We start from the raw sequence: 19,707 nt of genomic DNA, 5'->3' as shown, positions 1-19,707 counted from the left end.
GCCTCGATGCCGGAGCCGGGGAACGAGCGGGCCGCCGTCCGCACGCTGAACGACGAAGGTCTGCAACGACTCCTGGAGGGGCTGAAAGCCGTTCGGGACGGCGACTTCAGCACGCGACTGCCCCAGGTGGACGACGTCCTGATGGACGAGATGGCGGTCGTCTTCAACGGGATGGTCGACCAGCTGGCGTTGTTCACCTCCGAGGTCACCCGGGTCGCGCGCGAGGTGGGGACCGACGGCAAGCTCGGCGGTCAGGCCGCGGTGCCGTCGGTTTCGGGGACCTGGAAGGACCTCACCGATTCGGTGAACGCGATGGCGGGCAACCTGACCGGTCAGGTCCGCGACATCGCCGAGGTCGCGACGGCGGTGGCGAAAGGGGATCTGTCGCAGAAGATCACCGTCGACGTCAAAGGCGAGATGCTGGAGCTGAAGAACACGATCAACACGATGGTGGATCAGCTGTCGTCGTTCGCGGACGAGGTCACGCGCGTCGCGCGCGAGGTGGGCAGTGAAGGACGGCTCGGCGGCCAGGCGGAGGTTCCCGGGGTGGCCGGGACTTGGCGTGATCTGACGACGTCGGTGAACTTCATGGCCGGCAACCTCACTGATCAGGTGCGTTCCATCGCCGAAGTCACCACCGCCGTGGCGAAAGGCGATCTGTCGCAGAAGATCACCGTCGATGCCCGGGGCGAGATCCTCGAGCTGAAGAACACGATCAACACGATGGTGGATCAGCTGTCGTCGTTCGCGGACGAGGTCACGCGCGTCGCGCGCGAAGTCGGCACGGAAGGCGCGCTGGGCGGCCAAGCGCAGGTTCCCGGGGTGGCCGGGACCTGGCGCGACCTCACGACGTCGGTGAACTTCATGGCCGGGAACCTCACCGCGCAGGTGCGGTCGATCGCCCAGGTGGCCACCGCCGTGGCGAAGGGCGATCTGTCGCAGAAGATCACGGTGGACGCCCGGGGCGAGATCCTCGAATTGAAGAACACGATCAACACGATGGTGGATCAGCTGTCGTCGTTCGCCGACGAGGTCACGCGAGTGGCGCGCGAGGTGGGCACGGAGGGTCGGCTGGGCGGGCAGGCGGATGTCAAGGGTGTGTCGGGGACGTGGAAGGGTTTGACGGAGTCGGTGAACGTGATGGCCGACAATCTCACCGACCAGGTCCGCTCCATCGCCGAAGTCACCACCGCGGTGGCGAAAGGCGACCTGTCGCAGAAGATCCGCGTCGACGCGCGCGGGGAGATCCTGGAACTCAAGGACACGATCAACACGATGGTCGGCCAGCTGTCGTCGTTCGCCGACGAGGTGACGCGGGTGGCGCGTGAGGTGGGTACGGAGGGTCGGCTGGGCGGGCAGGCGGATGTCAAGGGTGTGTCGGGGACGTGGAAGGGTTTGACGGAGTCGGTGAACGTGATGGCCGACAACCTGACCGACCAGGTCCGCTCCATCGCCCAGGTCGCGACCGCGGTCGCGCGCGGGGATCTGTCCCAGAAGATCACCGTCGAGGCCAAGGGCGAGGTCGCCGCGCTCGCGCAGACGATCAACACGATGGTCGACACGCTCTCGGCGTTCGCGGACGAGGTCACCCGCGTGGCGCGCGAGGTCGGCACCGAGGGCATCCTCGGCGGGCAGGCCAGGGTGCCCAACGTCGCCGGCACCTGGAAGGACCTCACCGACAACGTCAACTCGATGGCGAACAACCTCACCGGCCAGGTCCGCAACATCGCCCAGGTGACCACCGCGGTGGCGCAAGGCGACCTGTCCCGCAAGATCGACGTCGACGCGCGCGGGGAGATCCTGGAGCTCAAGACCACCATCAACACGATGGTCGACCAGCTCTCCGCCTTCGCCGCCGAGGTCACGCGCGTGGCGCGCGAGGTCGGCAGTGAGGGACGGCTCGGCGGCCAGGCCGAGGTCGAAGGCGTGTCGGGGACCTGGAAACGGCTGACCGAGAACGTCAACGAACTGGCCGGGAACCTGACCCGCCAGGTACGGGCGATCGCCGAGGTCACCAGCGCGGTGGCCACCGGCGACCTCACCCGGTCGATCTCCGTCGAGGCGCAGGGCGAGGTCGCGGAGCTGAAGGACAACATCAACGCGATGGTCCAGTCGCTGCGTGAGACGACGCGGGCGAACGAGGAGCAGGACTGGCTGAACACCAACCTGGCGCGGATCTCCGGTCTGATGCAGGGCCACCGGGACCTGCGGGTGGTGGCCAAGCTGATCATGGACGAACTGACCCCGCTGGTCGGCGCGCAGCACGGGACGTTCTTCCTCACCGAATCCGGCGAGGACGGCACCCGGCTGCGGCTGATCACCAGCTACGGGCACAGCGAGAATCCGGAGCTGCCCGCGCAGTTCGCGATGGGACAGTCGCTGATCGGGCAGGCCGCGCACACCAAGAAACCGATCGTGGTCGACCGGACCCCGCCGGGTTTCGTGAAGATCTCGTCGAGTCTCGGCTCCGCTCCGCCGGTCACGCTGATCGTGCTGCCGATCGTGTTCGAGGACCAGGTCCTCGGTGTCATCGAACTGGCGACGTTCGGCGAATTCACCGCCGTCCGCAAGGACTTCCTCGAACAGCTGATGGAGACCATCGGGGTCAACGTCAACACGATCATCGCCAACGCGCGGACCGATTCGCTGCTGGAGGAATCCCAGCGTCTGGCACAGGAATTGCAGGCGCGTTCGGAGGAACTCCAAGCGCAGCAAGCGAAACTGCAGCGGTCCAACGCGGAGCTGGAGGAGAAGGCGGAACTGCTGGCGCAGCAGAACCGCGACATCGAGGTGAAGAACTTCGAGATCGAGCAGGCGCGCCAGGAGATCGAGGAACGCGCGCAGCAGCTCGCGCTGGCGTCGAAGTACAAGTCCGAGTTCCTGGCCAACATGTCGCACGAACTCCGCACCCCGTTGACCAGCCTGCTGATCCTCGCCGGGGTGCTGTCGCAGAACTCGACCCAGAACCTGACGCCCAAGCAGGTCGAGTTCGCCAAGGTGATCCAGTCCGCGGGCACCGACCTGCTGCAGCTGATCAACGACATCCTCGACCTGTCGAAGGTCGAGGCGGGCAAGATGGACATCCACCACGAGCCGTTCCCGCTGCGCCAGCTGCTCGACTACGTCGGCACGACGTTCCGCCCGCTGACCGCGGAGAAGGGCCTCGACTTCCAGGTCACGGTGGAGCCCGACGTGCCGGAGCTGCTGTTCACCGACGAGCAGCGGTTGCGCCAGGTGCTGCGGAACCTGTTGTCGAACGCGGTCAAGTTCACCGAGGCGGGCAGCGTCGAGCTGCGGGTGAAACTGGTCGACACCCTGGTCTCGCCGTCGGCGGACGGGCACGAGTCCCTCGTGGCCTTCAGCGTGATCGACACCGGGATCGGGATCGCCGAGGAGAACCTCGATTCGATCTTCGGCGCGTTCCAGCAGGCCGACGGCACCACCAGCCGCAAGTACGGCGGCACCGGGCTCGGCCTTTCCATCAGCCGCGAGGTCGCGTACCTGCTCGGGGGCGAGATCCGCGCGGACAGTGTGCTGGGGAGGGGCAGCACGTTCACCCTCTACCTGCCGGTGGCCCGGTTCGCCGCGGCCCAGATCGTCACCGAGTCCACTATGGACAGTTCCGCGTCCCCGGCCGCCGAACGACGCGTCCTCGTCGTCGAGAGCGAGCAGAACAGCCTGCTGACCCTGCTCGCCCGCGGGGTCGCCGCCGACCTCGCCGACAGCCACGGCTCGGTCCAGGTGCGGGCCATGTCGGATCCGATCGCGGCCTTCGAGGAACTGCGCCGCAACAGCTACCGCTGCGTCGTCCTCGACACCAGCATTCCCGGCACGAGCGCGCTGTCGTTCCTCAAACGTCTTGTCGAGGGACCGGATCCTGTCGAGGTTCCGGTGCTGGCACACGCGAGCCGCAAGCTCAGCGCCGCGCAGGACCGGCTGCTGCAGGGCCACGCCCGTCTGCATCCGGTCGAACTGCTGCCGTCGCTCGACATGCTGCGGGAACGCATCATGCTGCACATCTCGGCCAGTGAACTCGAAGGCATCCTCCCGCTGATGCACCAGCGCGAGATGACCTCGGGGGACCCCGAGGCGAAGGCGACCGAGCCGCCCGCGGGATCCCCGCGATTGCGGGGACGCAAAGTGCTCCTGGTCGACGACGACGCCCGCAACGTCTTTGCGATCTCCGGGATGCTCGAACTGCACGGGCTGTCGGTCGTCCACGCCCCCAACGGCCGTAAAGGCATCGAGGAACTGCTGGCCGACGACGACATCGACCTGATCCTGATGGACGTGATGATGCCGGAGATGGACGGCCACGCGACGACGGCGGCGATCCGCGAGATGCCGAAGTTCGCGGGCCTGCCGATCATCACGGTGACCGCGAAGGCGATGGAAGGTGACCGCGAGAAGAGCCTCGCCGCCGGGGCGAGCGACTACGTCACCAAACCGGTGGACGCGGCGGAACTGCTGGCCTGCATGGAACGCTGGCTGCTGGACTGAGGCCCACCCGCGGAAGGTCTCGTGAGTGGTGATGACGGTTCTAATACTCCAGCTGTAGTTCGTGATGGTGCTGGGTGACCCGCTGAGATGGGTGCGGCCACCGCAGTGATCATGGGTGTTTGTGAGGACAACTCAAGATCGTGTGGTGGCCGCGGCTGTCAGCGTAGAGGTTGTGCGGTGGCAGGCGTTGCTGGGTGAGGGTTTAGGTCGTGTTGCGGGCCGGTTCGCGCGGGTGGAGCCGCGTCGGCGAGCGGGCCGGTTCGTGGCGGGCCTGTTGTCGGGGCTGTCGCGGGTGAATTGCTGGACGATCGCCGAGCGGGTCGGGGAACGGACCCCGGACGGGATGCAGCATCTGCTGTCGCGGGCGAGCTGGGATGCCGACGGCGTCCGTGATGACCTGCGTGGCTGGGTGCTGGAGCACCTCGCCGATTCGGATGCGGTGCTGGTCATCGACGAGACCGGGGATCTGAAGAAAGGCACCGAGACGGTCGGGGTGCAGCGGCAGTACACCGGCACGGCGGGGCGGATCGAGAATTCGCAGATGTCGGTGTTTCTGACCTATTCCGCGCGGCGTGGGCACACGCTGATCGACCGGGAGCTCTACCTTCCTCAGAGCTGGGCCGAGGACCCGGTGCGGCGGGAACGCGCGGGTGTCCCGGCCGGAACCGGGTTCGCTACGAAGTCGGCGCTCGCCTTGTCGATGATCATCCGTGCGTTGGACGCGGGCACGCCCGCGAAATGGGTGACCGGGGACGAGGCCTACGGCAAAGACGGCGCTGGGCTGCGGGATCCGCTCGAGACCCGGGAACAGGCCTATGTGCTGGCCGTGGCCTGTGACCACCGTGTTCCCGGCCGAGCAACGTCCGCGTCGACGAGCTGGCCGGCCGGCTCCCGAAACGAGCGTGGCAGAAACTCTCCGCCGGGCCCGGCGCGAAAGGACATCGCTACTACCTCTGGACACGGATCCGACTGAACCCGGCCGGGAAATCCGGGCATCACTGGGCCTTGATGCGCCGGAACCAGCGGACCGGCGAGACCGCGTTCTACCGCTGCTACAGCCCGCATCCGGCGTCGCTGCCCGAGCTCGCCCGGATCGCGGGGCGCCGCTGGACCATCGAGGAAACCTTCCAGACCGGCAAAGAACTCACCGGCCTCGACCAGCATCAGGTGAGGACCTGGACCTCCTGGTATCGCTGGACCACCCTGGTCATGCTCGCGCACGCCTTCCTCGCCATCGCCAGCGCTCACGCCCGCGCCGACACCACCCCGGGCCTGATCTCGTTGACACGCAACGAGATCAGGCACCTCTACAGCAAACTCGTCATCGAACCGGCCTACACCACCATCGACACCCTGGGCTGGTCGCAATGGCGACGCCGACACCAGCACCGAGCCAAAACAAGCCACTACCAGCGACGACACCAAGATCACGATCTACAGCTGGAGTACTAACCCTCTCAACCACTCACGACGGGAGGGTCAGCACTCCGTGCCGTTGGCGCTGTTCACGCAGAGACGGCGGATGGCGGCGACGATCTCGGTGTTCGGGCTGCCTTTGACGACGTATTCGGAGACACCGGCCGAGGCCATCTGGGCGATGGACCGGGTGTCGCTGTGCGCGGAGAACGCCATCAGCCGCGTATGGGGCACCCGCCGCCGGATCTCCCTCGCCATCCACGCGCCGCCGCCGCCCGGGATCCGGACGTCGAGGACGGCGACCTCCGGGCAAAGCAGTTCGGTGAGGGCGACCGCTTCCCCCGCGGTGAGCGCGATGGCGACCACTTCGATGTCGGGTTCGGTCTCCAGGAGGGCGCGCAGGGCGTCCCCGATGACCGGATTGTCGTCCGCTACGAGCACCCGAAGTCTGGGGGGCGGCGTTCGGTTCATGACCCAGTCCGTGCCCGCGGTGTCGGCGGTGCCGGTGGTGGTCGCGGGCCCGCCGCCGAACTTGGCGTGCCTCAGCAAGACAGTCGTCGTTCGCCTTCGCTCGGCTGCTCGACGAGCGTCCTGGCGACGTCGTGGATCTTCATGTTGTTGTTGCGGCAGAACGAACGCAGCAGGTCGAACGCCGAATCGATGTCGATCTGGTAACGCTCGGCGAGGATTCCTTTCGCCTGTTCGATGGGCAGCCGGTGGTCCAGCGCGTACTGGAGCTGTTCGGCACGGGCGCGGTAGAAACGGACGCGGTTGCGCATGGCCACGAGGTCGTCTGCCGGGTCTGGGGTGCCGGACGAATGAGCCGGCGAAAGCGTGGTCTCGGACATGGGGTGATCGTCGCAGCGGCGGACCGGCACCGGGAAGAAGACAACGTCCTGACTCGCCTGATGCAAATGGACCGGGTCCGTCCGCCAGGGCACTCGAACGCGCGCCGAACAGGGTCCTTTGGCCGGTCGCAGTAACCGGTCGTGCACCGTACGCTCTGAGCCGAGGAGGGAAACCGTGGAGGTCGGAATGCTCCGGGTGTTTCTGGTCGACGACCACGAGGTGGTCCGCCGAGGTGTCGCGGACATGCTCGAGGAGGACGAAGGCCTGTGCGTTGTCGGCCAGGCGGCCACGTTTTCCCAGGCGCTGGCGAGGATTCCGGCGCTGCGGCCCGACGTCGCGGTCCTCGACGTGCGGCTGCCGGACGGCAACGGCGTCGAACTCGCGCGGGAACTGAGGTCCAAGATCCCCGAGCTGAAATGCCTGATGCTCACTTCCTACACCGACGAGCAGGCGATGCTGGACGCCATCATGGCGGGCGCGAGCGGCTTCGTCATCAAGGACATCCGGGGGATGGACCTGGTGGCGGCGGTCAAGGAGGTCGGCCTCGGCCGGTCGCTCCTGGACGCGCGCGCCGCCGCGACACTGATGGCGAAGTTCCGCGACGACGCGGTCAAGAAAGGCCCGCTCGCCGGGCTTTCGGAGCAGGAGCGCACGCTGCTGGAGCTGATCGGCGAGGGGCTGACCAACCGGCAGATCGCCGAACGGATGTTCCTCGCCGAGAAGACCGTCAAGAACTACGTGTCCCGGTTGCTCACGAAACTCGGCATGCAGCGGCGTACCCAGGCGGCGGTGCTGGCCACGGAACTGCGACGGCAGTGACGGATCGCCGCGCTCAGGCGGAAACGAGTGTTTCGAGCAGGACGTCCTCCAGCGGGCGGCGCGGGATCCAGGGCAGCGGCGAGCCGTAGCCGAGGCGCAGCAGTACCTGCGGCCACACGCCACAGCCGAGAAGGCGCCTGAGTTCGGCCCGTGCCGAAGGGACCATGATCGGCGGCGAGATGAACGACGCGGCCAGTCCCGCGGCGGTCGCGGTGAGCAGGACCCGTTGGAGCGCCTGGCCCGCCTGCAGCCGGTCGAGCCGGTCGTCGGTCAACGACCCGATCACCACCACCAGCGGAGCCGGCCGCGTGCCCTCGGCGGGGCCGCCGAATTCCTGGAGGATCCAGCTTTCGTCGGCGGGGGCGCCGACGGTCGCGTAGGACGGCACCCCGTCGCGGGTACCCGCGCCCAGCTGGGTCCAGCGGCCGAGTTCGGCGACGAACGCGGGATCGGCGAGCTGGTCCCGCCGCGCGCGGGCGGTGAGGTCACGCAGATGACGGCACTGTTCGGCGTCGAGGCTCGGCATCCACGCGTGCTCGAGTTCGGTGGCGTGGCGGAGCGTGGTGAGGGTCGACCGCGGGATGGTGGTGGGCCGGAACGGCCGCCGGTTGGTGCGGCGGCGGGGGATCGCGCGGGCGAGCCGGGCGATCTTGGGATCGGGGGTGCGTTCGGCGAGGGGACGGACGACGGCCAGCAGATCGGGATCGGCGCGGCTCGGCAGCAGCGTCGTCGCCGGATGGAAGCCCAGTGCGTGGATCGCCGTCCGGAGGGTGAACAGGGCGGCACCGCACGAGAGGACGAGCTCGCGTCCGTCCGGATCCGTGACCGGTAGGATACGGCGCGGATCGGCGTGGAGTTCGATTCCGGTGCCGGCGCACCGGAAAAGCCACGGCTGGGTGTTGTGCGTCGACGGGGCCAGCATGGCCGACCGGAGCACGGAATTCACCTGATCGGAGTTCAAACGCCCGACCCTGGTGACTTGTAAGGTCATGGTTTCTCCCACCGCCGCGCCACGGGCAATGCCGTATCTTTCGAGAACCACGGTTTCTCGGTGAGACGGTCCCGCCTGCGATGCGGGGCCGAAAGAGGAAAAAGTCACCACGGCCGCGAGTCGTCCCGATCTTCGGAGGCGAAGCAGATGCCGGCTCAGGACGGGCTGGGCGGAAGCGACGACCGGATCTCCGGCGCGCTGTCCCAGTTGCGGGTCCGTGAGGTGCTGCGGGATCTCCAGGATCGCATCGAACGGCTCATCGGTACGCGCGACAAGATGGACGGCCTGCTCGAAGCGGTGCTCGCCATCGCATCGGGACTGGAGCTGGACACCACGCTGCGCCGGATCGTGCAGGCGGCGATCGATCTCGGCGAAGCCACCTACGGGGCGCTCGGGGTGATCGCGGACGACGGTTCGCTCTCCGAATTCGTCTATCTCGGCATCGACGGCGAGACGAAACAGCAGATCGGGCATCTGCCGAAAGGTCACGGGCTGCTGGGTTACGTCATCGAGGAGGCGAAACCGGTGCGGCTGGCCGACATCTCGGGGCATCCCGCGTCGGTCGGTTTCCCGCCGTGCCATCCGCCGATGCGGTCCTTCCTCGGCGTGCCGATCCGGGTACGCGACGAGGTGTTCGGAAACCTGTACCTCACCGAAAAGCGCGGGGAGGGTTTCACCGACGACGACGAGGTGGTCGTCCAGGCGCTCGCCGCCGCGGCCGGGATCGCGATCGAGAACGCCCATCTCTACGAGCAGGCGCGGATCCGCCAGCAGTGGCAGGCGGCGACCAGCGAGGTGACGACGGAACTGCTGGGCGGCACCGATCCGGTCGAGGCGCTCAACCTGATCGCCAGCCGGGCCCTGGAACTGACCGGCTCCGACCTCACTTTGCTGGCCCTTCCCGGTTCCGGCAGGGTCGACGTCAGCCCGCGGGGCGAGGAAGAGGCCGACGAACTCACCATCGCCGTCTGCGCCGGCGCGCGGTCCGGAGAGCTGACCGGCACGCGGATCAGCGTCGCCGCCTCGTTGCCGGGCGCGGTCTATCGCGACCGGACCCCGCGCAGTGTGCCCGAGCTGGTGCTCGGTGAAGAGCGGAAGCTGTCCTTCGGCCCGACGCTGGTGGTGCCGCTGCGTACCAGGGAACGCACGTCCGGGGTGCTGATGGCGGTGCGGAACCCGGGTGCGACCCCGTTCGAGCTGGCCCAGCTGCCGGTGGTGGCCTCGTTCGCCGACCAGGCCGCGCTCGCGCTCCAGCTCGCCGTGCAGCAGCGCACGGCCAGGGAACTCGACGTACTGGCCGACCGTGACCGGATCGCGAGGGATCTGCACGATCACGTGATCCAGCGGCTGTTCGCGGTCGGCCTCGCCATGCAGAGCACGCACCGCCGGGCGCAGACCCCGGAACTGCGGCGGCGGATCGGCGAGAGCATCGACCAGATGCACGAGATCGTGCACGAGATCCGCACGGCGATCTTCGATCTCCACGGCGGTGAGGCGGGACAGCACGGCGTCCGGCTGCGGTACCGGCTCTACGACTCGATCACCGAACTCACCGACGACACCCCGGTCCATCCGACGGTCAGCCTGTCCGGACCGCTCGACTCGATCCCGCTCCTGTTCGCCGAACACGCCGAGGCGGTGGTGCGGGAGACGGTCGGGAACGTCGTCCGGCACGCGGGGGCGAACGGTGTGTCGGTGAGCGTCGTGGTGAAGGACGACGTCCTGCGGATCGTGGTCACCGACGACGGCGCCGGGATCGGCGAGGCGTCCGGGGACTTCGGCGGCCTGCGGAATCTGCGCGACCGCGCGGAAAAGGCGGGCGGGCGGTTCCGGGTGGAGACACGCGAAGAGGGCGGCACCCGGGTCGAGTGGTCCGCCCCCTTGCGCTGAGGTCTCAGTTCGCCGACTGGGCGGCGAGGATCCCGTCGACTTCGGTGATTTCCACCGCGCGCGAGACCTCGGCGTCGACGTCGGAGGCCACCGTCTCGAGAAGTTCCGCGGTGAGGTCCGAAAGCGCGCGTGCCACGGCGAGATAGGCCCCGACCTGGGAGACCGAACTGTCTCTCAGTCCGGCGTGCGCGAGCCCGACGCCGACGAACTCACCGCCGTCCCGATGCCGGAGCAACGCCTCCGCGCGCACCCGGTATGGCCCGTGCTGCAGGGAAACGTCAATGGTCCATTTGCCGGTGTTGTCGGTCATCGTCGGCTCCGTTCCGGTCATCGAGACTCCCATCGCCGCCGTAGATGGCACAGGGTCCTAAGTCCTCGCTCCGCGAAAAACGGGGGCGAAAGTCCTCGGGATTCGTGACCGGCGGCCGCTGCGGTCGCCGGGTACCCCGGCCGAAGGTGGATCAATCCCCATATTTTCCGGAGTCCAGGATGAAGATCCCGTTGCCGACCCATGTCGACCAAGCGGTGGCGGCCGCCGTGCGCGCGCCGTCACCGCTCAACACCCAGCCGTGGCGGTTCGTCGTCGACCGGGAGCGGATCGAGGTGTGGCTCGACCGCGCCAGGGTGCTCCGCATCGCCGATCCGGAGGCCCGCGAAGCCCGCCTTTCGTGCGGCGCGGCGGTGTACAACCTGATCGTTTCCCTGCGGTCGAACGGGAAGACGCTCTCGCTGCGGGTGCTGCCGTCACCGGAGGAGCCGGACCTGCTCGCCGACCTCCGGATCGACGGCGACCGGTTCTCCTCGGCGGAGGAACGGAAGCTGGCCGAGGCCGTCTTTCGGCGCCACACGAACCGCCGCCCGTTCCTGAGCAGGCCGGTGCCCGTGTGGGCACGGACGACACTGCGGGCTTCCGCGCTGGTGGAGGGCGGACTGCTGGAGCTGTTCGGCCGCGGCGACCGGGCGAACGCCGTCGCCCGGGTTCTGCACCGGGCGGAAGCCGCGCAGGCGCGCAACGGCGCGTTCCAGGCGGAGATAGCGTTGTGGACGCGGCGGTCGGCCAACACCCCCGACGGTGTCGCGGCGCCGGACCGGCCGCCTTCGCCGCATGGTATCCCCGCGCAGGAATCGTTCTCCGCCGCCGAGCCCGACGGCGGCGAGCCGGTACTGGGCGCCGTACTGACCGCGGACAGCGGGCCGGCCGCGGACCTGCGGGCGGGGATGGTGCTGCAACGGGTGCTGCTGACCGCGACGGCGGCCGGGCTCGCGACGTCGTTCGTCGGCAGGCCGTTCGAGACGCGGGAGACGCGGGCGGCGATGGACCGGATCTTCGCCGATCTCGGCCGTCCGCACGCGGTGCTGAGACTGGGTTACGGCCGTCCGGTGGCGATGACCGAGCGCAGGCCGGTCGAGGAGGTGATGGTCCGGCGGTCCGAGGCGATGCTCTGACCGTCCGGCAAGCCTTTCCACGCGCCGAGCTGGCGCTGCACGGCGCGTGGATCAAGGCCTGCTGGTGGATCGGTCGAGCTGTACTTCCGTGTCGGTACCGGCCGTTCGGGGGGCTGCCCGGCCGGTACCGACACACCAGAGAAGAGGGGACCCCGCCGTGAGAATGACGCCTGGCCGAGTCTTTCACCTGACCGAGTGAATTAGGCGCTTTGGTGGGCGGCATTGAGCCGTTCGGGGTATAAGCCTCAGCCGAGGAAAGCCTGTAGCTCGTCGATGACCGCCCGCGGCTGTTCCTCGGCCACGAAGTGCCCCGAACCGGCGATCTTGCGCACCCGGACGTCCACCGCCTTGGACGGCAGGACGGCCGCGAGGTAGTCGTAGTTGAACTCCGACCCCAGCCCCAGCATCGGCGCGGTGATCTTCCCGTAGGCCTTCTGATCCTCGATGTCCTGGCCGAACGCCTGGTACCAGCCGTTGCCCGCGCGGATCGCGTCCGGACGGTCGTACGCGGCGGCGTAGATCGCCCGGTCCCGGTCGCCGATCGAGGCCGGATCGGCCACCAGATGGTCGAACATCCAGTCGACGAGGAACCGCGCGCGGCCTGCCAGCAGCTGCTCCGGCAGGGTGGCGACCTGGTTGAAGGCGAACCACCAGACGTGCACCGGCTGGCCGGGCGGGGCCAGCATCGGGATCTGGTACAGGCTTTCGTCGGGGTGGGAGACGTCCATGAGCGTGACGGTCTTGGTCGCCTCCGGGTGGTTGGCGGCGAAGCTGAACGCGACCATCGCGCCGATGTCGTGCGCCGCTATATGCGCCTGCCGGTAGCCCAGCGCGCGGACCAGTTCGAAGATGTCGCGGGCCATAGTCTTCTTGTCGTACCCGCCCTGAGGCTTGTCAGAGCCGCCCATGCCCCGCAGGTCGACGGCGATGACGCGGTAGCGCTTCGCCAGGGTGGGCATGATCTTCCGGTACTGCCACCAGGTCTCCGGCCAGCCCGGCAGCAGGATCAGCGGCTCGCCCCGGCCACCCGCGACGTAGTGCAGCCGGACGCCGTTGACCTGGGCGTACGCACTGCGGAATCCGCCGGGGAGGGAACGGGCGAGTTCCGCGTCGCCGGGAGTGTTCGGCTGGCCGGCCTCGGCGATCCCGGCCGAAGCCACCAGCGCGGCCGCGGCACCCGCGCCCAGGGTGAGCATGGAGCGGCGGTTGAGGAAGGAACGGCTCTCTTCGGTCATGACTGAATCCTGGGCCAGGAGGCGCACTGACCGTGAGCGGTGTTTTCGCCAACGCGCGTCGGTTTCCGGACAGCCCGGTTTCAGGACAGCATGGGTTCGAGGACACCCAGCCGGGTCCCGAAGGTGTCCCGGTACGCCACCGGCGTGACCCCCACCTGCCGCCGGAAGTGCGGCCGGAGCGCGGCCGAGGAGGAGAACCCGCAGTACCGGGCGATCTCGTCGACCGGGAGGTCGGTGGATTCGAGCAGCTGCTGGGCGCGGATGACTCGCTGATGGGTGAGCCAGGTGCCGGGCGCGGCGCCGGTGATCTCCCGGAACCGGCGGTCGTAGTTGCGCCTGCTCATATGCGCCCGCCTGGCCAGTTCGTCGACCGGGAGCGCGGTGTCGAGCCGGGTGAGCGCCCACGCCATCGTCTCCGAGACCGGGTCGCCCTCGTCGAGTTCGGGCATCGGTGACTCGATGTACTGCGCCTGCCCGCCGGGCCGGTGCGGCGGGACCACCATGCCCTTCGCGAGCCGGTTCGCCACCTCCGCGCCGCACCACGAGCGGATCAGGTGGAGACCGAGGTCCATCCCGGCGGCGCCACCGCCCGCGGTCAGGATGTCACCGTCGTCGATGTAGAGCACCGATTCGTCGAGGCGGACCGCCGGGAAGCGGGCGGCGAGCAACGGGGCCATCGCCCAATGCGTGGTCGCCGGACGGCCGTCGAGCAGGCCGGCGGCGGCCAGGACGAACGCGCCACTGCACAACCCGGCGACCCGCGCGCCCCGGTCGTGCGCCGTGCGGAGGGCGGCCAGCGCCGCTTCCGGCGGGTTCTCCGCCGGTGACCGCCAGTTCGGGACCAGCACCAGGTCGGCGTCGCGGATCGCGTCGAGGTCTTCGGGGACCGGGACGGTGAGGCCGCCACCCCGCAGCGCGGCCCCCGGCTCGCCCCCGACGACCCTGATCTCGAGGTCGGGCAGTTCCCCGAACTGCGCGGCCATGTCGAAGACCCCGAACGCGAACGACATCGCGCCGAGTGAAGCCCCGTTGAAGACCACGACGGCCAGCCGTTTCATGCTTTCGAGTCTAGGGGGAGCATCATCGCTGTCGTGAGTGGTAAGTGCCGTTCTAACGACACTTACCACTCACGACACATGCTGTGACTGCTGGTGCCTGTAGCGATCTTCGTGGCCGTGAAGGACTCCTTGAGGGACCCAGAGTCCCTCAAGGAGTCCTTCACGGACCGGCAAAAGGCTCAGTCCAGAGGTGACCGTCCGAAGGGGACGGTAGATTCGCCGGGCAGATCGCCAGGGAAGGAATCGCCGATGTCGTATCCGCAGGGACCGCAAGGGCCGCAGGGGCCTCAGTGGGGACAGGGCTACCCGCAGCAGCAGCAATACCCGCAGCAGCAATACCCGCAGCCGGGGTATCCGCAGCCGGGGTATGGCGGGCCGCAGTTCCCGGGGCAGCAGCCGCCCAAGAAGGGCAACGGCCTGATGATCGGGCTGATCGCCGGTGGTGGCGCGCTGGTGGTGATCGTCTTCGTGATCCTCGCGTTCGTGGCACCAGGGTTCCTGCTGAGTGACAGCAAATCCACCTCCAGGCAGAGCGCGACCCAGGCCCCGCTCAGCGTGGACTGGGGCCCGGTACTGGCTGGCAAGTTCATGCTCGCGGTGTTCAGCGACGAAGCCGACAAGGCCGCCGAATCGGCCTGCGCGGATTCCAAGGAAAAGGTCCGTGCCGCGGCGAAGGCCCTGGGGGACCGGAACGCGTCGCTCACCGCGAAGGATCCGAAACAGGTCAGCCCGGATCTGATCTCGGTGACGATGTCCGGAACGCTGAACTACGAGGCGGAGTTCAGCACGACGATGGAGGTCCGGCGCGAGGGCAACGACAAGTACTGCATCGTCTCGGTCTCGCCGCTGCCGCCGCCTGCCTGAGTCAGGGGAGCAGGCCGAGCCGCCGCGCGTGCGTGACGGCCTGCAACCGGGAGTTCGCGTCGAGCTTGCGCATCGCGTCCCGCAGGTAGCTCTTGACCGTTTCGGCGGTCAGGCCCAGCCGGTGGGCGATCTCGGCGTTGGTCAGGCCGAGGGCCACGAGCGCGACGGTGTCCAGTTCCCTCGGCGCGAGGCGGACGGCCGCGGTGGCGGCGCCGGTCAGGTTCTCGCAGACCGCGTCGAGACGGGCACGGAGCGCACTGTCGGCGACCTGGCCGGCGAGGGCGCGGAGTTCGCCGTAGACCTCGCGTAGCCGTTCCCGCGGCGCGGCGTCCTCCTGGTGCTCGGCGAGCGGCCGCGCCTGGGCCAGCCGCTTCTCGACCTCGTCCTCGACGGCCATCGTCTGTTCGAGGTCGCGCGCGGCGTGCAAGGCGGCGGTGATCGTGCGGTCGGAGAGGACGGCCTCGTCGCGCAGGCCGCCGTACAGCACGGCGCGGACCCGGCGGCGCACCACGACCGGGATCGCGACCACGGAGTGGATGCCCTCCTCGCGGACCGGTTCGTCGTAGTCGTGACTGATCGTGGTCGCGCTGTGGTAGCCGTTGGCGACCACGGGCCGGGTCAGTGCGAGCGCCTTTCCTCCGAGGCCGAGGCCTGCGCGGACGGACAGGCCGTCGAGGGCGGTGCCGCGGTTGCCGAGGAACGCGGTCAGCCGCATCCGCGGCGAGGGACCCGCGATCCCGGCGAATCCGACCGGCAGTCCGGTGTCGCGGCGCAGGTTCGAGACCGCGCCGAGCAGCAGGGCGTCGTCGACCCGCATCGGCTCACCTCCTCGGTGATCCCCCTCGATCGGGGGTGGTGGCGGATCCGGTCCGCCCGCACGATTTCCGGAACTGTACGCCTTCGGAAGTTCCCGGGAGAAACGATGACCGAAGCTCACGTCCGGCGGTTGCTCGAGGTCTACGGCGACGAGCGCGCGAGCGCCGCGACCCTGCTGTGCGACCGGCATCCGGCCGACGCGGTCGCGTTCACCGTGGTCGAACCCGATCTGACCGGTCACGACCTGACCTACGGCGAACTGCGCGAGCGGTCGGAACGGTTCGCCGGGGCACTGGCCGGCCTCGGGGTGGGGCCGGGTGACCGGGTGGCGACCCTGATGGGCAAGTCGGCGGAGCTGGTGGTGGCGCTGCTGGCGATCTGGCGGCTGGGCGCGGTGCACGTTCCGCTGTTCACCGCCTTCGCGCCGCCCGCGATCGCGCTGCGGATCACCGGCAACGGCACGAAGGCCGTCATCGCCGACGCGGACCAGCTGGCGAAACTGGAGCCGTCCGCGGACCTGCCCGCCGACGACGGGCGCCGGATCGTCGTCGTCGGTGACGCCGCCGGTGGAGCCCTGTCGTTCGGGGAGCTGGAAGCCGGTGCGGCGCCGTGGCCGGACGCGGCGGTGACCGGCGGCTCCGGGGTACTGGTCGAGTTGTTCACCTCCGGGACCACCGGGACGCCCAAAGCGGTCCCGATCCCGCTCCGCGCGCTCGCGGGTTTCCAGGCGTACCAAGACTTCGCGCTGGACGTCCGGGACGACGACGTCTTCTGGAACGCCGCGGACCCCGGATGGGCGTACGGGCTGTACTACGCGATCATGACGCCGATGGCGACCGGCAGGCGGAGCCTGTTGCTGCACGCCGGTTTCTCGGCCGAGCTGACCTGGGCGGTGCTGGAGAAGTTCGGCGTCACCAACTTCGCCGCCGCGCCGACGGTGTACCGCGCGCTCCGCAACGCGGACGCGCCGGTGCCGGACGGTCTCCGTCTGCGGCACTGCTCGTCGGCGGGCGAACCGCTGACGCCGGACGTCCTGGAATGGGCGTCGTCGAAGCTGGGTGTCGGCGTTCATGACCACTATGGACAGACCGAACTCGGCATGGTGGTGGGCAACGCGTGGCATCCGGAGCTCCGCGCCGAGATCAAACCGGGTTCCATGGGACGGGTTCTGCCGGGCTTCGCCGTCGAGGTACTCCGGGAAGACGCCGACGTGGTGGTGGAGCCGGGGGAGCGCGGCCGTGTCGCCTTGGATCTTCCCGCGAGTCCGTTGCTGTGGTTCCGGGGTTACCGTGATGCCCCTGAGCGCACCGCCGCCCGGTTCAGCCCCGACGGCCGCTGGTACTACACGGGCGACGTCGCCGCCAAGGACGCCGACGGCTACCTGACCTTCGCCTCACGCGATGACGACGTCATCCTGATGGCGGGCTACCGGATCGGCCCGTTCGACGTGGAAAGCGTTCTGCAGCAGCATTCCGCCGTGGCGGAGTCCGCCGTGATCGGCGTTCCGGACGCGTTGCGGGGCGAGGTGGTCGTGGCCTACGTGGTGGTACGGGACGGCGTCACCGCCGACGCGGAGCTGGCGGATGAGCTGCGGCGCCTGGTGAAGACACGGTTCGCCGCGCACGCTTACCCGCGTGAGGTGCACTTCGTGGGAGAGCTGCCCAAAACGCCCAGCGGGAAGATCCAGCGCTTCCTGTTGCGGAAGCGGCACGCGTCCTGAAGGTCCACAAAGGACACTATTGGTCGATCGGCCAGGTCTCGTCCTTCAGCAACCGCTTGAGCACCTTGCCGGTCGCGTTCCGGGGCAGTTCCTCGACGAAGTACACGTCCCGTGGCACCGCGAAACGCGCCAGCCGCCGGTGGATGTAGGCGCGGACGTCCTCGGCGTTCATCCGGGCCCCGTGCTTCGGGACGATGTAGGCGGCGAACCGTTGCCCGTACTCGCGGTCCGGCACGCCGATCACGGCCGCCTCGTGGACACCGGGAAGCGCGACGATGGCCTCCTCGACCGGGCGGGGGGACACGTTCTCCCCGCCGGACACGATCATCTCGTCGGCCCGGCCGGTGACGAAGAGGCGTCCGGAGGCGTCCTGGTAGCCGACGTCGCCGGTCGCCATCAGTTCGTCCGCGCGCGGCACGCTGGCGCCGTCGGTGTAGCCCTCGAACAGCATGTCGTTGCCGACGAAGATCTGTCCCTCCCAGCCCGGCGGGACGCGGTTGTGCTCCTCGTCGAGGATGGCGACGCGGGTGCCGGGCGGGCAGCGGCCGGCGGTCGTCGGCACCGCCCGGAGGTCTTCGGGGGTGGCGATACTCGCCCACGAGACCTCGGTGGAGCCGTAGAAGTTGTAGAGCACGTCGCCGAAGGTGTCCATGAACTCGGTGACGATCGTCCCCGGCAGCGCGGAACCGCTGCTGGCGACGATGCGCAGCGACGACAGGTCGTACCGGCTGCGGATCCGCTCGGGCAGGTCGAGGATGCGCTGCAACATGATCGGGACGGCGAACAGCACGCCAGCCCGGTGTTCGGCGATGGTCCTCAGGATCTCCTCCGCGTCGAAGCGGCGGATCAGCGACAGCGACGCGCGCACCGCCATCCCGATCTGCATCCCGGCGAGGCCCCAGCTGTGGAACAGCGGAGCGGCCACCACGAACCGGTCGCCGGTGCGGAGCGGGATGCGGTCCAGCATGGCGGCCGAGGTCGCGAGTCCCTTCGGCGTCGGACGGCGCGCGCCCTTGGGCGTTCCCGTGGTGCCCGAGGTCAGCACGACGAGCCTGCCGATCCGGTCCACCGGCTTGAGTTTGGTGGTGGGCACCCCGGCGATCAGCTGGTCGATCGTCGGGTAGCCGTTCTCGGTCTCCGGCCAGGTGGACAGCCGCAGGAAATCGCCGGGGATGTCGGCGATGACGCGCGAGAACTCGTCGTCGGCGAGCACCGCCACCGGTTTGTGCAGGTCGATGACGTTCGCGACCGCGCCGGCGGAAAGCCCGGTGTTGAGCAGGATCGCGTCCGCCCCGAGTTTGCTGCACGCGATCAGGCACTCGACCATCGCGGCGTGGTTGCGGCACAACAGGGCGATCCGGTCGCGGGAACGGACTCCGCGCAGCGCCAGCGCGTTCGCGATCTGGTTGCTGCGCTCCGCCGCCTGCTTGAACGTCCGGACGTTGCGCTCGTCGTGCAGCGCGACGTCGTCCGGCACGCGGGCGGCGTTGGCCGTGTAGCCGCCGGCGACCGTCGCGCCCCACTGCGAGAGCGAGGTGAGCTGCCGGGCGATCTTGTCCGGCCGCGCGGCCGCGAGCACCCCGGCCTTGATCAGCGTGCTCGCCGTGTGCAGCGTGGTGGCCTTGGTATGCGCGGGTTCCTCTTGCGGTGGCGCGGCCCGGCCCGAAAGGTGCAGGTCGATCCGCCGGGTCACCGCGCGGACGGTGCGTTTGAACGACGCGGCGGACACCAGATGCGCGTTCCGCGCGGGAAGCATCAGCTGCGCGACGAGTTCCGTGCCGTTGTCGGGAGCCTGCCTCAGCTCGATCGAGACCCAGTTGCCGTCGTCCTCGGCGCCGCACCAGACGACATGCTCACCGGGCCGCCAGACCCGCGCTTCGATGTCACCGACGACGAGCTTGCCAAGCCTCGGCTCCAGCCGGATGAGGCATTTCGGGCCGCGCCCGCGTTCGGCGGACTGCCGGATCTCGCACCAGCTGATCTCCGCGACGAACCTCGAGTAGGACTCGGGATCGCCGATCACTTCCCAAACCTGGCCGGGAGAGTGCCCGAGGATCGAGCTCGCCTGGACCACATCGTCTCGCATGCGATTCGCCTCACCAC

16 protein-coding genes are annotated in these 19,707 nt (G+C 69.0%); 8 read left to right on the top strand and 8 right to left on the bottom strand.

Going from position 1 to position 19,707, the window contains the following annotated elements:
- Window positions 1-6 precede the first annotated feature (6 nt).
- From SD37_RS22285 to SD37_RS44225, 3 genes are all read left to right on the top strand, one after another.
- Window positions 7-4,500: a HAMP domain-containing protein gene (locus SD37_RS22285; RefSeq protein ID WP_044852026.1), complete on the top strand. Its 4,494-nt coding sequence runs from the start codon at window positions 7-9 to the stop codon at window positions 4,498-4,500.
- Between the two features lie 145 nt (window positions 4,501-4,645).
- Window positions 4,646-5,473, top strand: coding sequence for an IS701 family transposase (locus SD37_RS44230; protein ID WP_335622479.1), 828 nt, complete (start codon window positions 4,646-4,648; stop codon window positions 5,471-5,473).
- Between the two features lie 35 nt (window positions 5,474-5,508).
- Entirely contained in the window at window positions 5,509-5,952 is a 444-nt protein-coding gene (locus tag SD37_RS44225) for a transposase (protein WP_083255043.1), read from the top strand.
- Window positions 5,953-5,979: 27 nt separating this feature from the next.
- Here SD37_RS44225 and SD37_RS22275 read toward each other — a convergent pair whose 3' ends face one another.
- Both SD37_RS22275 and SD37_RS22270 read right to left on the bottom strand, forming a co-directional pair.
- On the bottom strand, window positions 5,980-6,357 hold the full coding sequence (locus SD37_RS22275) for a response regulator (protein ID WP_044856767.1): 378 nt from the start codon (window positions 6,355-6,357) through the stop codon (window positions 5,980-5,982).
- Window positions 6,358-6,458: 101 nt separating this feature from the next.
- Window positions 6,459-6,764 (bottom strand): ANTAR domain-containing protein, encoded by a 306-nt coding sequence (locus SD37_RS22270; protein WP_044856759.1) that lies wholly within the window; start codon window positions 6,762-6,764, stop codon window positions 6,459-6,461.
- A 187-nt stretch (window positions 6,765-6,951) separates the two neighbouring features.
- Between SD37_RS22270 and SD37_RS22265 the strand changes: the two genes are divergently transcribed.
- The gene (locus SD37_RS22265; protein WP_044856766.1) at window positions 6,952-7,584 is read left to right on the top strand and encodes a response regulator; all 633 of its coding nucleotides are present in this window, start codon (window positions 6,952-6,954) and stop codon (window positions 7,582-7,584) included.
- 13 nt (window positions 7,585-7,597) lie between these two features.
- Here the strand turns inward: SD37_RS22265 and SD37_RS22260 are convergent, their stop codons facing one another.
- The gene (locus SD37_RS22260; protein ID WP_083255041.1) at window positions 7,598-8,575 is read right to left on the bottom strand and encodes an Acg family FMN-binding oxidoreductase; all 978 of its coding nucleotides are present in this window, start codon (window positions 8,573-8,575) and stop codon (window positions 7,598-7,600) included.
- Between the two features lie 147 nt (window positions 8,576-8,722).
- Here SD37_RS22260 and SD37_RS22255 point away from each other — a divergent pair, with 147 nt between their 5' ends.
- A complete protein-coding gene (locus SD37_RS22255) occupies window positions 8,723-10,465 on the top strand; it encodes a sensor histidine kinase (protein WP_044856758.1) in 1,743 nt (580 codons plus the stop codon).
- A 4-nt stretch (window positions 10,466-10,469) separates the two neighbouring features.
- On the opposite strand, the gene SD37_RS22250 is transcribed toward SD37_RS22255, so the two are convergent.
- Window positions 10,470-10,796 carry a dsRBD fold-containing protein gene (locus tag SD37_RS22250; protein WP_044856764.1) on the bottom strand — a complete coding sequence of 109 codons (327 nt, stop codon included), beginning with the start codon at window positions 10,794-10,796 and terminating at the stop codon, window positions 10,470-10,472.
- Window positions 10,797-10,954: 158 nt separating this feature from the next.
- Here SD37_RS22250 and SD37_RS22245 point away from each other — a divergent pair, with 158 nt between their 5' ends.
- A complete protein-coding gene (locus SD37_RS22245) occupies window positions 10,955-11,911 on the top strand; it encodes an Acg family FMN-binding oxidoreductase (RefSeq protein WP_044856757.1) in 957 nt (318 codons plus the stop codon).
- A 245-nt stretch (window positions 11,912-12,156) separates the two neighbouring features.
- On the opposite strand, the gene SD37_RS22240 is transcribed toward SD37_RS22245, so the two are convergent.
- Both SD37_RS22240 and SD37_RS22235 read right to left on the bottom strand, forming a co-directional pair.
- Window positions 12,157-13,146 carry an alpha/beta fold hydrolase gene (locus SD37_RS22240; protein ID WP_044856756.1) on the bottom strand — a complete coding sequence of 330 codons (990 nt, stop codon included), beginning with the start codon at window positions 13,144-13,146 and terminating at the stop codon, window positions 12,157-12,159.
- Window positions 13,147-13,226: 80 nt separating this feature from the next.
- Window positions 13,227-14,204, bottom strand: a complete 978-nt coding sequence (locus SD37_RS22235) for a GlxA family transcriptional regulator (protein ID WP_044856755.1) — start codon at window positions 14,202-14,204, stop codon at window positions 13,227-13,229.
- 249 nt (window positions 14,205-14,453) lie between these two features.
- On the opposite strand from SD37_RS22235, the gene SD37_RS22230 reads away from it, so the two are divergent.
- Entirely contained in the window at window positions 14,454-15,068 is a 615-nt protein-coding gene (locus SD37_RS22230; protein ID WP_044856754.1) for a hypothetical protein, read from the top strand.
- Window position 15,069: 1 nt separating this feature from the next.
- Here the strand turns inward: SD37_RS22230 and SD37_RS22225 are convergent, their stop codons facing one another.
- Complete coding sequence (locus SD37_RS22225) at window positions 15,070-15,885, bottom strand: response regulator transcription factor (RefSeq protein ID WP_044856753.1); 816 nt, start codon at window positions 15,883-15,885, stop codon at window positions 15,070-15,072.
- A gap of 105 nt (window positions 15,886-15,990) precedes the next feature.
- Between SD37_RS22225 and SD37_RS22220 the strand changes: the two genes are divergently transcribed.
- Window positions 15,991-17,604 carry an AMP-binding protein gene (locus SD37_RS22220; protein WP_044856752.1) on the top strand — a complete coding sequence of 538 codons (1,614 nt, stop codon included), beginning with the start codon at window positions 15,991-15,993 and terminating at the stop codon, window positions 17,602-17,604.
- A gap of 16 nt (window positions 17,605-17,620) precedes the next feature.
- Here SD37_RS22220 and SD37_RS22215 read toward each other — a convergent pair whose 3' ends face one another.
- The gene (locus tag SD37_RS22215; RefSeq protein WP_044856751.1) at window positions 17,621-19,690 is read right to left on the bottom strand and encodes an AMP-binding protein; all 2,070 of its coding nucleotides are present in this window, start codon (window positions 19,688-19,690) and stop codon (window positions 17,621-17,623) included.
- Between the last annotated feature and the right edge of the window lie 17 nt (window positions 19,691-19,707).

It is taken from the genome of Amycolatopsis orientalis, assembly GCF_000943515.2.
Taxonomy (GTDB): Bacteria; Actinomycetota; Actinomycetes; order Mycobacteriales; family Pseudonocardiaceae; genus Amycolatopsis; species Amycolatopsis orientalis.
Note: the sequence above shows the minus strand (reverse complement) of the source record. Positions and strands in the feature narration are given on the sequence as shown.